At 69.6% G+C, this 13,326-nt stretch carries 12 protein-coding genes; 10 read left to right on the top strand and 2 right to left on the bottom strand.

From position 1 onward, the window contains the following. The first annotated feature begins 22 nt into the window (after positions 1-22). The 9 genes from ABIC90_RS20995 to ABIC90_RS20955 all read left to right on the top strand — a co-directional run bounded on the left by ABIC90_RS20995 (position 23) and on the right by ABIC90_RS20955 (position 8,205). Positions 23-541 (top strand): RDD family protein, encoded by a 519-nt coding sequence (locus ABIC90_RS20995; protein ID WP_354357495.1) that lies wholly within the window; start codon positions 23-25, stop codon positions 539-541. Between the two features lie 17 nt (positions 542-558). Beyond that, a complete protein-coding gene (locus ABIC90_RS20990; protein ID WP_354357493.1) occupies positions 559-1,296 on the top strand; it encodes an RDD family protein in 738 nt (245 codons plus the stop codon). After that, positions 1,293-2,321 (top strand): stage II sporulation protein M, encoded by a 1,029-nt coding sequence (locus ABIC90_RS20985; protein ID WP_354357491.1) that lies wholly within the window; start codon positions 1,293-1,295, stop codon positions 2,319-2,321. The genes ABIC90_RS20990 and ABIC90_RS20985 overlap by 4 nt, the downstream gene beginning before the upstream one ends. Next, a complete protein-coding gene (locus ABIC90_RS20980; RefSeq protein ID WP_354357489.1) occupies positions 2,311-3,039 on the top strand; it encodes a hypothetical protein in 729 nt (242 codons plus the stop codon). Before ABIC90_RS20985 ends, ABIC90_RS20980 begins: the two co-directional genes overlap by 11 nt. Next, the gene (locus ABIC90_RS20975; protein ID WP_354357487.1) at positions 3,026-3,844 is read left to right on the top strand and encodes a DUF4129 domain-containing protein; all 819 of its coding nucleotides are present in this window, start codon (positions 3,026-3,028) and stop codon (positions 3,842-3,844) included. Before ABIC90_RS20980 ends, ABIC90_RS20975 begins: the two co-directional genes overlap by 14 nt. Then, on the top strand, positions 3,841-5,094 hold the full coding sequence (locus ABIC90_RS20970) for a DUF4350 domain-containing protein (RefSeq protein ID WP_354357485.1): 1,254 nt from the start codon (positions 3,841-3,843) through the stop codon (positions 5,092-5,094). Before ABIC90_RS20975 ends, ABIC90_RS20970 begins: the two co-directional genes overlap by 4 nt. 14 nt (positions 5,095-5,108) lie before the next feature. Next, positions 5,109-6,104, top strand: a complete 996-nt coding sequence (locus ABIC90_RS20965; protein WP_354357483.1) for an AAA family ATPase — start codon at positions 5,109-5,111, stop codon at positions 6,102-6,104. A 145-nt stretch (positions 6,105-6,249) separates the two neighbouring features. Then, entirely contained in the window at positions 6,250-7,605 is a 1,356-nt protein-coding gene (locus ABIC90_RS20960) for a DUF58 domain-containing protein (RefSeq protein WP_354357481.1), read from the top strand. A 45-nt stretch (positions 7,606-7,650) separates the two neighbouring features. Then, positions 7,651-8,205, top strand: a complete 555-nt coding sequence (locus ABIC90_RS20955; RefSeq protein WP_354357479.1) for a DUF805 domain-containing protein — start codon at positions 7,651-7,653, stop codon at positions 8,203-8,205. 13 nt (positions 8,206-8,218) lie between these two features. Here the strand turns inward: ABIC90_RS20955 and rocF are convergent, their stop codons facing one another. Both rocF and ABIC90_RS20945 read right to left on the bottom strand, forming a co-directional pair. Beyond that, complete coding sequence (gene rocF / locus ABIC90_RS20950; protein ID WP_354357477.1) at positions 8,219-9,142, bottom strand: arginase; 924 nt, start codon at positions 9,140-9,142, stop codon at positions 8,219-8,221. After that, positions 9,139-11,235, bottom strand: coding sequence for a prolyl oligopeptidase family serine peptidase (locus tag ABIC90_RS20945; protein WP_354357475.1), 2,097 nt, complete (start codon positions 11,233-11,235; stop codon positions 9,139-9,141). Before ABIC90_RS20945 ends, rocF begins: the two co-directional genes overlap by 4 nt. A 190-nt stretch (positions 11,236-11,425) precedes the next feature. On the opposite strand from ABIC90_RS20945, the gene ABIC90_RS20940 reads away from it, so the two are divergent. Further along, the gene (locus tag ABIC90_RS20940; RefSeq protein ID WP_354357473.1) at positions 11,426-13,210 is read left to right on the top strand and encodes a WS/DGAT/MGAT family O-acyltransferase; all 1,785 of its coding nucleotides are present in this window, start codon (positions 11,426-11,428) and stop codon (positions 13,208-13,210) included. The last annotated feature ends 116 nt before the right edge of the window (positions 13,211-13,326 follow it).

Genomic DNA, 13,326 nt, shown 5'->3' with positions numbered 1-13,326 from the left:
GTCGTTTCGGGGAGGAGAGGGCATGGAAGGGCAATCGCAGGACGCGCGCTATGCGCCGCCGCAATCGCACGTCGAAGACGTGGTGGAGCCGGGCGGCACACAGCCCGGCGCGCTCGCATCGCGCGGCAAGCGCTTCTTCGCCGCCATGCTCGACGGGGGCATCGCCGTCGCAGTCATGTGGCTGCTGTCGGTGCTCACCCCCATCAACATCTGGGACGACGAAGGCCAGAGCCTCTGGGAGCCGCAGGTCGAGAGCGCCGCCATCGGTTTTCTGCTCTACCTCGCCATGCACGGCTACCTGCTGGCCACCCGCGGCCAGACCATCGGCAAGCTGCTGTTGAAGATCCGCATCGTCCGTCCCGACGGATCGAAGCCCTCGATCGGCCGCATCCTGGGATTGCGCGAGAGCCTGATGTTCGTGGCCGGCGTGATCCCGATGGCCGGCCAGATCTTCCTGTTCATCGACTGCCTCTTCATCTTCCGTGCATCGCGCCGCTGCCTGCACGACCAGATCGCCGACACCATCGTGGTCCAGGCCTGAGCGCCGGCCGCCGCCCCGTGCGCCTCGACACGCTCCACACCGCCGAAACACCCGAGGGCATCGCGCTCTCGCTGCGCCCTGCCGGCCTGGTGGCGCGAGGCCTGGCCTACCTGATCGACTTCGCGATCCGCCTGGGCATCTTCGTCGGCATTTCCATCACGGTCGGCCTGCTGGGCAAGATGGGCGTGGGGATCCTGCTCATCAGCTATTTCTGCCTGGAGTGGCTGTACCCGGTGATCTTCGAGCTCACGCGGGCCGCCGCCACGCCGGGCAAGCGGGTGATGGGGCTGCGCGTGGTGATGGACTCGGGCCTGCCGGTCACGCCCGCCGCCTCGCTCATCCGCAACCTGCTGCGCGCGGCCGACTTCGTGCCGTCCTTCTATGCCGCCGGCATCGTGTCGATGCTGTGGCGCGGCGACAGCAAGCGGCTGGGCGACTTGGCCGCGGGCACGCTGGTGGTGTTCAGCGACCAGGTGAGCCTGCATGGCGAAGTGCCCAAGGCCGAGCCGCAGGCACCGGCGCGGCCGCTTTCGGCGCGCGAGCAACTGGCGGTGGTCTCGTGGGCCGGGCGCGCGAGCCGGCTCACGCCCGAGCGCTTCGACGAACTGGCCCGCGTGGCGGAGCCCGTGCTGGGCCCCGACAGCGCCGGCGCCACCGCCTCGCAGCGCCTCCTGGGCGTGGCGCAATGGGTGCTGGGCCGCAGAGCCGGCGCCGAGCTCCGGCCGGGCGCCGGCGGCGGAGGAGCAGGCCGATGACCCCGCTCGATTTCGAAACCGCCTACGCGCCCCTCTGGGCCGAACTCGAAGCCGTCATCGCCTTGGCGGAAACCAAACGCAAGTTCGACGGCGCCCGGCTCGCCACGTTGTACCGCCGCGTCTGCGAGCACCTGGCGCTGGCGCAGGCACGCGCCTATCCGATCCACCTGACGCAGCGGCTCGAAACGCTCACGCAAAGCGCGCACCGGCTCATCTACCGCCAGCACGACTATGGCCTCGCGCGCTTCGGCCGCCTCGCGCTGGTCGACTTTCCCGAAGCGGTGCGCGCGCACCGCGCCTACATGCTGGTGGCCGCGCTGATGTTCTTCGGGCCTTTGCTCGTGGCGGGCTGGGCGGCCTGGCGCGACCCCGGCTTCATCCTGCACCTGCTGGACGCCGGCGACGTGCAGCAGTTCGACGCCATGTACGGCGACCGCGCCGGCGCGCTGGGCCGCACGCGCAGCGGCGGCGACGACTGGCAGATGTTCGGCTACTACATCATGAACAACATCGGCATCGGCTTCCGCTGCTTCGCGGCGGGCATCTTCGCGGGCGTGGGCAGCGCGGTGGTGCTGGTGTTCAACGGCACGCAGATCGGCGCGGTCGGCGGCTACCTGATCGGCGCTGGGCATGCCCAGAATTTCCTTTCTTTCATCGTCACGCATTCGGCCTTCGAGCTCACGGCCATCGTGCTGGCGGGCGCCGCGGGCCTGCGGCTGGGCTATTCGTGGATCGCGCCCGGCCGGCACACCCGGCTCGAGGCGCTGCGGCTGGCTTCGCGCCACGCGGTGGTGGTGATCTACGGCGTCATCGGGCTGCTGCTGGTGGCGGCGGCGGTCGAGGCTTTCTGGTCCTCCGCGCGCTGGGTGGCACCGGCCGTGAAGTACGGCGTGGGCGGTGCCTGCTGGGTGCTGGTGCTCGCCTACCTGGGCTGGCAGGGCCGGCCGCGCGCGGCGGCCTCCAATGGAACGGCCGCAGCGGCCACCGCGACCGCAACAACGACCAAGGCCGGCCATGCAGGTTGACGGCCTCGCGATCGTGCTGCGCCCCCGGCCGATGGCCGAGGCGGCGGACCTGGGCGCCACGCTGGTGCGCCACCACGCGCGCTCGGTGTGGTTCACCTTCCTGCCGGTGTATCTGGTGGTGGTGGCGCTCGCGTTCTGCACGGTCGAGATCGCCGGCTGGCTGCCGACCCTCGTGATCTTCTGGCTCAAACCCTGGCTGGACCGCAGCCTGCTGTTCATCCTGTCGCGCGCGGTGTTCGGACAGGACACGCGCTGGGCCGATCTGTGGGCGCAGCGCCGCGCGGTCTGGGGCGGCCAATGGCTGCGCACGCTGGCGTGGCGGCGCTTTTCGCCCTGGCGTTCGTTCACGCAGGCCATCGAGCAGCTCGAAGGCCAGCGCGGCGGCGCGCGCCGCAAGCGCCGCACCCAACTGCTGCGCGCGCGGCGCGGTGCAGCCACCGGCATGCAGCTGATCTTTGCCAATGTGGAGATGGCGCTCAATGTCGGCCTCCTGTCGCTGCTGGTCTGGTTCGCGCCCGAAGGCGATGCGAAGGAGGTCATGACCTGGCTCATCTCCAGCAGCACGGGCGAGAGCCTGCTGGCCGCGGCGGCCTACGCGCTGGTCGTCGGGGTGCTGGAGCCGTTCTACGTGGCGGCCGGTTTTGCGATGTATCTCAATCGCCGGGTCGAGCTCGAGGCCTGGGACATCGAACAGGAGTTCCGGCGTGGCTTTCGCTGACACCCGGCCACGGCTGCTGGCCTGGGCGCTGGCCGTGCTGTTCGCAGCCGGCGCGCCGGCCGCATGGACGCCCGCGTCCGCGGCACCGGCCTCGCCGGCCCAGGCGGTCACGCGCGAGCAGGTGAACGCCGCCGCCGAGCGCGTGCGCGCCGATCCGAACATGCCCGGCACCAAGACCGAGAAGAAGCTGCGCTTCAAGGACCGCGACGAGGAAGAAGACGAGCCCGAGAAGAAAACCGACAGCCTCGACTGGCTGCGCGATTTCGTGCGCTCGATCGCCGACGGCGCACGCTGGCTGGTGTGGGCGCTGGGCGCCCTGGCGCTGGCGTGGCTCGCGGTGCGCATCCATCGCTGGGTGAAGGTGCGCGCCGTGGGCGCCAGGCCTGGCAAGGAGGCGCTGCCCAGCCATGTCGGCAGCCTGGACATCCGCCCCGAGACCCTCCCCGACGACATCGGCCAGGCAGCCGCCGCGCTGTGGCAGCGCGGCCAGCAACGCCAGGCGCTGTCGCTCCTGTACCGCGGGGCGCTGTCGCGCCTGGTGCATCTGCATGGCGTGCCGGTGCGCGCGGCGAGCACCGAAGGCGAATGCGTGGCGCTCTCGGCCACGCGGCTCGCCCCGGCGCCGCAGGCCTTCTTCGTGCGGCTGGTCGATGCATGGCAGCTCGCGGCCTACGGGGGCCGGCTGCCCGCCACCGCGCAGGTGCTGGCCGTGTGCGCCGAGTTCGACGCGCATCTTTCCGTGGCCGCGGCTACAGGCGCTGCGGCGGGCAGTCCGGCAGGCACGCCAGGCGAGGTGCCCGCATGAACGTCTGGCTGGTCCGCATCGCGTCGGTGCTCGCGCTGGTGCTGCTCGGTGCGTGGCTGGTCTCGGCCACCGAATGGGCCGACGCCGAGGTGCCCACACCCGCCAAGGGCGAGGCCAGGACCAATTCGCTGTACGCCACGCAGGCGCTGCTGCGCGAACTGGGCGCCAAGGTGGTCAAGCGCGACAGCCTCGATGCCATGCCGCCCGCCGGGGCGCGGCTGGTGCTCGCCTCCAACCACTGGGACCTGTTTCCCGAGCGCGGCCAGCGCCTGCGCGCGTGGGTCGAGCAGGGCGGCCACCTGGTGATGCCCAGCTACCTCGTCGGCGAGGACATGCTGGAAGACTGGGTGCCGCTGGTGGAAGAAGAAGACAAGCCGGTCGTCAAGAAGGACACGCCGATACCGACGCCGCCGTCCAAAAAGAAGTCGCGCGACCAGGCCGAGAAGGACGCGAAAGACGAAGACTGCCATTCGGTGGTCGAGCCCGACACCGTGCCCGCCAGCTTCGCCGGCGGCCGCCGCTTCAGGCTCTGTGCCGCATGGTCGGGCACGCAATACCTGCCGTCCGACGAGAAGCCGGCGCTGTGGGCGGCCGAGGGGCCCAGCGGCACCGAGGCGGTTCGCGTGGGCGTGGGCCGCGGCACCGTCACCGTGATGCCCTGGGGCCTGCTGCACAACACCAGCCTGCTGCGCGCGGACAACGCGCTGTTCGCCACGGCCGCGTTCCAGGCCCGGGCCGGCAGCGAGGTCTGGTTTGTCATGGAGGAGGCGCGCGAGCCCTTCCTGAAATGGATCTGGCGCCATGGCTGGGCGGCCATGGTCGTCGGCCTGCTCGCGCTCGCCGTGGCGCTCTGGCGCGCGGCGGTGCGCTTCGGGCCGCTGGCGCTTTCGGCCGGCACGCACCGCCGCTCCATGGCCGAGCAGGTGCGCGGCACCGCCGGCTTCCTGCACATGCACGGCAGCGGCGCGCTGCACGAGGCGCAACTGCGCGCGCTCAACGAATCCGCCGGCCGCCACCTGCGCCGCTACCGCGATCTGGCGCCGCCTGCGCGCGCGGCCGCGATCGCACAGGCCACGGGGCTCGCGGCGGCCATGCTCACACGCGCGATGTCCGCGCGCGCCCGCGCCCCCGAAGCCATGGCGGTCGACCTGGAGGTGCTCGAAACCGCGCGCCGCCGGCTCGAGGCCAACGGGCCGCGCCAGCCTTCATCTGTTTTGCCTTCCTCACCCTCCACCACCACCTCCTTCTGAAACCAGAGACCTCCATGCAAGCCATCTCCCCCGAAGAACTGACGCGTGCGTCCCAGTGGCTGCAAACCCTCCGCGCCGAAGTCGGCCGGGCCGTGGTCGGTCAGCTCGAAGCCGTCGACCAGACGCTGGTGGCGCTGGTCGCCTCCGGCCACGTGCTGATCGAAGGCGTGCCGGGGCTGGGCAAGACCCTGCTCGCGCGCGCGCTGGCGCAGGCGATGACCTTGCGCTATGCGCGGGTGCAGTTCACGCCCGATCTGATGCCCTCGGACATCACCGGCCATTCGGTGCTCGACCCCTCGGTGCGCGGCGACGGCGGCATCGGCACGCTGCGCGTGCACCAGGGGCCGGTGTTCACCAACCTCCTGCTGGCCGACGAAATCAACCGCGCGCCGGCCAAGACACAGAGCGCATTGCTCGAAGTGATGCAGGAGTACCAGGTCACGCTCGAAGGCAAGGCCATGCCGCTGCCCAAGCCCTTCATGGTGATGGCCACGCAGAACCCCATCGACACCGAGGGCACCTATCCCTTGCCCGAGGCGCAGCTGGACCGGTTTCTGTTGAAGATCGACATCGGCTTTCCGAGCCACGCCGAAGAAAACGCCATCGTGCAGCTCACCACGCTGCAGCGGGCAGGCAACCAGTTCCCCCTGGAGGCGGTGGGACCCTGCCTGGACGAAGCGCAGGTGATCGAGCTGCAGCGCCTGGCCTGCCTGGTGCAGGCCGACGAGCGGGTGATCGACTATGCGGTGCGCATCGCGCGGGCCACGCGCGACTGGCCGGGCCTGTCGTCGGGCGCGGGGCCGCGCGGCACGATGGCGCTGGTGCGCGCGGCGCGTGCCGCCGCGTTGATGGGCGGGCGCGATTTCGTCACGCCCGACGACGTGGCGCGCCAGGCGCTGCCGGCGCTCCGGCACCGGGTGATGATTTCGCCCGATGCGCAGCTGGAAGGCGTGGGCGTCGACGACCTGCTGCGCGCCGCGCGCGACAGCGTGGAAGCACCGCGCTTATGACCTCCCCCAGGCGGTACTTGGACTCGCCCCCAGGCTGCGCGCACTTCGTGTCGCTTCGCCAACCCCCTACCGGGGGCACCACGGGTGGCCCGGCAAAGCCGGCTCCACCGTGGTCCACGAAGGGGGCAAGGCGGCGGTGAGGCGCGTGGTTGCTGTTCCTTCGCGGGCGCTGGTGCTGGCATTGGCGGGCGTGGCCGTAGTGGCCGCTGTGGTGCTGCTTTTCGGGGTGCCGGTCAATCGCGTCGCGGCCGTGCTTGGCGTGCTGCTTCTGCTGGGCTTCGTGGGTGTGGGCTTCGATGTCTGGCGCAGCTGGCGGCTGTGGCGCGCCGCGCCGCTGCGCATCGAGCGCACGTTGCCGGGCGCTTTCTCTCTGGGCGTGCCGACGGTGCTGACGCTGTCGTTGGTCAACGAAGGCGCGCAGGGCTGGCAGGTGGCGGTGTTCGACGAGCTCGATGCGCACTTCGCGTTCGAGGGGTTGCCGCAGGCGGTGACGGTGCCGCCGGCCTCGCGGGTCGAGCTGCGCTACACGGCAACGGCCACGCAGCGCGGGGTGGCGCAGTTCGGGGCCACGCAGTTGCGCTGGCGCACGCGGGCGGGGAGCTTCGAGGTGCGCCAGACGCTGGGCGAGCCGCGGCGGGTGCGGGTGTATCCCAACTTTGCGGCGCTCGCGCGCTATGCGTGGCTCTCGGGAGACCGGCGGCTGGCGCAGATCGGCATCAAGACCTATGCGCAACGCGGGCTGGGCACCGACTTCCGGCAACTGGCCGACTACAAGACCGGCGATTCGCTGCGCCACATCGACTGGAAGGCCACGATGCGGCACCGCCGCCCGATCGTGCGCGAGTTCCAGGACGACCGAGACCAGTGCGTGTTCTTCCTGCTCGACTGCGGCCGCCGCATGCGCGCCGACGAGGGCGGCGCCGCGCAGCAGGCCGGCAGCCATTTCGACGAGGCCCTCAACGCGCTGATGCTCCTGAGCTACGTGGCGCTGAAAGAAGGCGACGAAGTGGGCGCCATGACTTTCGGCAGCCCGCCCGAGGAGCGGCGCGACTTCGCCCCGCGCAAGGGCACGGCCACGCTCAATGCGCTGATGAACCGGCTGCACGACATCCAGCCCGGCGCCACGCATTCGGACTACCTCCTGGCCGCGCAGACGCTGCTGGGCGTGCAGCGGCGGCGCGCGCTGGTCATCGTGCTGACCAACTTCCGCGACGAGGATGCCGCCGAGCTGCGCCCCGCGATCAAGCTTTTGCGCCGCAAGCACCTGGTGCTGGTCGCGAGCCTGCGCGAGCGGGTGCTCGCGCGCATCGCCGGGCAGCCGATGGCGCAGGCGCGCGATGCGGTCGATGTGGCGGCGGCGCACCTGTTCGAGCAATCGCGGCGCGACGCCTTCGCCCGCGTGGTCGGCAACGATCCGCTGTCGGTCGATGTCGAGCCGTCGGAGCTTGCCGTGGCGTTGGTGAATCGCTACCACGCCGTCAAAAGGGCTGGCCTTCTGTAGGCCTCCCTGACCACAATGTCCATTCCAACAACAGAGGAGAAGGCCATGTCAGAGATGCTGAGTTCCAACCCCTATGCCGCCCCCAATGCGGCGGTGGCCGATATGTACGACGAGGCGCGCGTGCAGCCCGTCAAGTTGTGGTCCGCCAAGGGCCGGATCGGGCGGGTGCGCTTTCTGGCGTATTCGTTCTATTCGTACCTGATCTTCATCATGGCGGCCATCGCGCTGGGCGTGGTGATCGGGCTTGCCGGCGTCGGCAAATCGGAAGGCGCCGTCACGCTGGTCACCATGGTGATCGCCATTCCGTACCTGGTGTTCTACGTGCTGATCGGCATCCAGCGCTCGCACGACATGGACTGGTCGGGCTGGATGCTCTTTCTGGCGCTCATTCCCTTCGTCGCGCTCATCTGGGTCTTCAAGCCGGGCACCAAGGGCAGCAACCGCTTCGGCGCGCCGCCGCCGCCGAACACCCTGAGCGTCAACATCGGCGCATGGCTCCTGCCGATCATCGTGGGGCTGGGCATCGTCGCGGCGATCGCGCTGCCGGCCTACCAGGGCTATGTGAACAAGGCCCGCGACGCGCAGGTCGAGCGGCCCTGATCCTAGGGCGCCGTCAGCGCACCAGCGTCGACTTGCCGAACAGGCTCTCGATGAGCTCGACCGCCACTTCGGCGGTCTGGTTGCGCACATCGAGCGCGGGGTTGAGCTCCACCACGTCGACGGAGCCCAGCCGGCCGGTGTCGGCGATCATTTCCATGCACAGCTGCATCTCGCGGTAGGTCGGCCCGCCGCGCACGCCGGTGCCCACGCCGGGCGCGATGTTCGGGTCCAGGCAGTCCAGGTCGAAGCTCACATGCAGGTGGGTGTCGTCGTCCACGTCCTGCAGCGCCTCGGTCATGGTGGTGCGCATGCCGTGCTCGTCGATGTGGCGCATGTCGAACACGCTCAGGCCCAGCGTGCGAATGGCTTCCTTCTCGTCGGCGTCCACGCTCCGGATGCCGATGAAGCGAATGGACTCGTGCGCCAGCGCCGCGGGCTCCCCGCTCCAGCCGGTGAGCACCGCGGGCCCGTGGCCCAGCAGGCAGGACACCGGCATGCCGTGCAGGTTGCCGCTGGGGCTGGTGGTTTCGGTGTTCACATCGGAGTGCGCATCCAGCCACAGCACGCGCAGCTTCTTGCCGCGCTTGCGCGCATGCCAGGCCACCGCGCTGATCGAGCCGATGGCCAGGCAGTGGTCGCCGCCCAGCATCAGCGGCACATGGCCCGCGCCCAGCGCGCTGTCGACGGCGTCGTACACCGAGCGGTTCCAGGCGACCACTTCGTCCAGGTGGCGCAGGCCGTTCGCGGGCGCGGTCCACGGCGTGGCGGGGCCGGCGAGGTTGCCACGGTCGATGACGGCAAAGCCCTGCCGCGCGAGCGCCTCCGGCAGGCCCGCCACGCGCAGCGCGTCGGGGCCCATGCCCGCGCCGCGAACGCTGGCGCCGATGTCGGTCGGCGCGCCGATCAGCGCGAGGGTGGATGCAGTGGAAATGCTCATGCCGCCGGCCTTCCGATGTGCTGCCACAGGTACGCATAACCCAGGGCATCCATGAACGCGGATTCCTTGTTGTCCGAGGCCGCGCTGTGGCCGCCTTCCAGGTTCTCGTAGAAGCTGGTGGCATGGCCCTGCGCGGCCAGCTTCGCGTGCATCTTGCGCGCATGCACCGGGCCCACGCGGTCGTCGCGGGTCGAGGTGGTGAAGAGCGCGGGCGGATAGGCCTGGCCCGGCTTCGCGTTTTCGTAGGGTGAGAAGGTCTTGATGAATTCCCACTCGTCGGGCTGCTCGGGGTCGCCGTACTCCGCGATCCACGAGGCGCCGGCCGACAGCTGCGTGTAGCGCCGCATGTCCAGCAGCGCCACCTCGCTCACGATGGCGCCGTAGAGCTGCGGGTACAGCGTGAGCATGTTGCCCATCAGCAGGCCGCCGTTGCTGCCGCCCATGGCGCCCAGGTGCGCGGGCGAGGTGATGTTGCGCGCGATGAGGTCCTCGGACACCGCCGCAAAGTCTTCGCAGGTGCGCAGCCGTTTCTCCTGCAATGCGGCCTGGTGCCAGCGCGGCCCATACTCGCCGCCGCCGCGGATGTTGGCGATGACGTACACGCCGCCCTTCTCCAGCCATGCGCGGCCGATGCTGCCGCTGTAGCTGGGCTGCAGCGAAATCTCGAAACCGCCGTAGGCGTACTGCAGCACGGGGTTGCGGCCGTCGGCCTTGAGGTCCTTGGCGGCGATCTCGAAGTAGGGCACGCGCGTGCCGTCCCTGGACACCGCAAAGTGCTGGCTCACGGCGTAGCGCGAGGCGTCGAAGAAGCCGGGGCTGATCTTCAGCACCTCGGGCTCGCCCTGTCCGATGGTGCCGATGTAGAGCGTGGTCGGCTGCAGGAAGCCGCTCACGGTGAGGAAGTAGTCGTCGCCCTCGTCCTCGTCGATGCCGGCGGCCGCAATGGTCGAGAGCGCGGGCGCGCCGCCCAGGCTCTCGCGCTTCCATGCGATCGATGCGCCCGAGCCGGCGGGCGGCGGCGTGAGCACCTCCAGCTTGTTCACCACGTCGTGCATCACGTTGAGGATCAGGTGATGGCGCGTCCACGAATGGTCGTCCAGCGCGGTGGTGTCGTCGGGCTCGAACAGCACGGTGAGCTCGCGCTTGCCCGCCATGTAGTCGTCGAACTTCGCGGCCAGCAGCGAGCCCGAGCGGTAGGTGGTGCCGCCCACGGTCCAGTCCTCGCGCGGCTCGATCAGCATCCACTCGCGGGTGATGTCGGTGTTGGAGTCGTCGGGCACGTCGATCTTCACGAGCGCGCCGTCGGCGGCGCGCAGCCAGGTTTCGCTTTCGTAGAAGTCGATCTGGCGCGAGACGAAGTCGCGCTCGAAGCCCGGCGTGTTGTCGCGATAGGCGCTCACCGACATGTCCTCGTGCGCGCCTTCGTACACCGTCATGGCGCTGGACAGCGGCGTGCCGCGCTTCCACTCCTTCACGATGCGCGGATAGCTGGAGCTGGTCATCGAGCCCGGGCCGAAGTCGGTGGCCACGTAGAGGTGGTCGATGTCTTTCCAGGCCACGTGGTTCTTCGCCTCGGGCAAGGTGAAGCCGCCTTCGACGAACTGCCTGGTGTGCAGGTCGAACTCGCGCACCACGTCGGCATCGGCACCGCCGCGCGAGAGCGAAACCAGGCAGCGCCGGTAGTCGGGCTCCAGGCAGTCGGCGCCGTGCCACACCCAGTTTTCCTTGTCTGCCGCGGCCAGCGCGTCGATGTCGATCACGGTTTCCCATGCCGGCTGCGGCTTGCGGTACTCGGCCAGCGTGGTGCGGCGCCAGAGGCCCTTGGGGTGGTCCTTGTCGCGCCAGAAGTTGTAGAAGTTCGCACCGATCTTGCGGACCATCGGGATGCGGTCGTCCGAGTCGAGCACTTCGAGGATGCCCGCTTCGAGCGCCTTGAAGGCGGGCGATTGCGCATAGGCCTCGACGGTCTTCGCGTTCTCCCGGCGGGCCCAGTCCAGCTGGGCTTTGCCGTCGATGTCTTCGAGCCAGAGGTGATCGTCCGGCGGCGTATCGAGCGCCTGTGCGGCGGGCTTTGGTTGGAGGCTGGATGTCATGGCCTCAGTGTACGGAGCCCTTGTGAAAACGGCACCGCGAGGGCATGGTGCGGCAGCGGACGCTTTTTCATTACTTGGGGCAAACCCCGGTGCCTCCCCCGGTGGAAACACTGAAGCAGGCGGTGCCCGGGAACGGCGCGCCAGGGGTATCCTGCCGGACGGCGCATGCCCCACCAAGGAGACACAACACATGAAACACCTGAGCGGTCTTGATGCCACCTTCCTGCACCTGGAGACGCCCGAGATGCCCATGCACGTGGGCTCGCTCAACGTGCTGGACCTGCCCGAGGGCTACACGGGCGACTTCTACGAGGACGCCAAGGCCTTCATGGCCAGCCGCATCCACCTGGCCGATGTGTTCACCCGCAAGCTCGCGCTGATGCCATTCGACATGTCCAACCCGGTGTGGGTGGACGACGAGGACATCGACATCGATTACCACGTGCGCCACATCACGCTGCCCAAGCCCGGCACCAACCGCCAGCTGCAGCAGTACGTGGCGCGCCTGCATTCCACGCTCATCGACCGCAGCCGGCCGATGTGGGAGTTCTTCATCATCGACGGCCTGCAGAGCGGCCAGGTGGCGCTCTACACCAAGGTGCACCATGCGGGCATCGACGGGCAGGCCGGCGTGGAAGTGGGCAAGGCCATCTTCGACCTCGAAGCCACCGGCCGCGTGGTGAAGCCGCCGCGCTCGCGCCCGCGCGGCAACGGCTATCAGCTGGGCATGGCCGAACTCGCCACGGCGGCGCTGCGCAACACGGCGCAGCAGTACGTCAAGCTCTTCAAGATGGCGCCGGCCATCGCACGCGCCATCGGCGGACTGGCCAAGCCCGACGAGAAGGCGGCCGAGAAGGCCACGGCCACCGCGGCGAAGAAGTTCAACCTCTTCGCGCCGCGCACCTCGCTGAACGTGTCGATCACCAACCAGCGCACCTTTGCCGGCCGCACGATCTCGCTGGCGGAGACGAAGTACATCGCCAAGCACTTCGGCGTGTCGCTCAACGACGTGGTCATGGCCACCGTGGCCGGCGCGCTGCGCCACTACCTGGCCGACAACAACGAGCTGCCCGCCAAGCCGCTGGTGGCCGGCGTGCCGGTGAGCCTGCGCGAAGCGGGCGACGACACCGCCAACAACCAGGCCAGCATGATCCTGGTGAGCCTGGCGACCGACATCACCGACCCCGTGCAGCGGCTGAAGGCGATCAATGCCTCGTCCAACAGCTCCAAGTCGACCATGAACCGCTTCAAGGCGGTGATCCTGGACGACTTTCCGACCTTCGCGGCGCCCTGGCTGGTGTCGGGCATCGCCTCGATGGTGGGCCGCTCGGGCCTGGTCAACCTGCTGCCGCCGGCGGCCAACGTGGCCATCTCCAACGTGGCGGGCGCGCCCTTTCCGATGTACTTTGCGGGCGCGCTGGTGACCTGCTACTACCCGGTGTCCATCGCCAGCCATGGCACCGCGCTCAACGTCACGGTGCAGAGCTACAACGGCCGCATGGACTACGGCCTCATCGCCTGCCGGCGAGCCGTGCCCGACATCACCGAGATCGGCGACTACATGCTGGCCGAGCACAAGCTCCTGATGGAGCTGACGCACAAGCACCCCTCGGCCGCCGGCGCGACGGCCGGCACCGCGGCCACCAAGCCGGCCGCGGCGACCGCATCGACGGTGGAGCCGGCCAAGACGGCCGAGCCTGCCGCGCCGCCGGCCGCGAAAAAACCGGCCGCACGCAAGAAGGCGCCGGTCAAGATGCCGGCGAAGGCTGCGGTGGTGAAGAAGGCGGCCGCCAAGAAAGTCGTTGCCAAGCCGGTCGCGGTCAAGAAGGCTGTCGCCAAGGCCGCCCCGGCCAAGACCCCCGCCAGGAAGGCGGCAAAGGCCGCCATCAAGACCACCACAGCCGCCGTCAAGCCCCCAGCCCGCAAGGCCGCGCCGGCCAGGCGCTCCGGCGGCTCGCGTGCCGCCGCGGCCTGATGACCGGCGGGCGGCCGTGGCCTGAAGAAAATTGGGGCAGTTGGACTAGATTTCCCACCGTTCTAGTTTTCCAGGCCTAGGCCCTCCGGAAGAAGATGAGCCCATCGCAAAAAAGC

This window comes from Variovorax boronicumulans, assembly GCF_040544675.1.
GTDB classification, from domain to species: Bacteria; Pseudomonadota; Gammaproteobacteria; order Burkholderiales; family Burkholderiaceae_C; genus Variovorax; species Variovorax boronicumulans_D.
This window is presented reverse-complemented; position numbering and strand designations above follow the sequence as displayed.

Bases quoted from the DNA above. Each gene is read 5' to 3' on its own strand.
- ABIC90_RS20945 (WP_354357475.1), bottom strand. From the start codon at position 11,235: ATGACATCCAGCCTCCAACCAAAGCCCGCCGCACAGGCGCTCGATACG.
- ABIC90_RS20970 (WP_354357485.1), top strand. From the start codon at position 3,841: ATGAACGTCTGGCTGGTCCGCATCGCGTCGGTGCTCGCGCTGGTGCTG.
- ABIC90_RS20955 (WP_354357479.1), top strand. From the start codon at position 7,651: ATGTCAGAGATGCTGAGTTCCAACCCCTATGCCGCCCCCAATGCGGCG.
- ABIC90_RS20995 (WP_354357495.1), top strand. From the start codon at position 23: ATGGAAGGGCAATCGCAGGACGCGCGCTATGCGCCGCCGCAATCGCAC.
- ABIC90_RS20940 (WP_354357473.1), top strand. From the start codon at position 11,426: ATGAAACACCTGAGCGGTCTTGATGCCACCTTCCTGCACCTGGAGACG.
- rocF (WP_354357477.1), bottom strand. From the start codon at position 9,142: ATGAGCATTTCCACTGCATCCACCCTCGCGCTGATCGGCGCGCCGACC.
- ABIC90_RS20965 (WP_354357483.1), top strand. From the start codon at position 5,109: ATGCAAGCCATCTCCCCCGAAGAACTGACGCGTGCGTCCCAGTGGCTG.
- ABIC90_RS20980 (WP_354357489.1), top strand. From the start codon at position 2,311: ATGCAGGTTGACGGCCTCGCGATCGTGCTGCGCCCCCGGCCGATGGCC.
- ABIC90_RS20985 (WP_354357491.1), top strand. From the start codon at position 1,293: ATGACCCCGCTCGATTTCGAAACCGCCTACGCGCCCCTCTGGGCCGAA.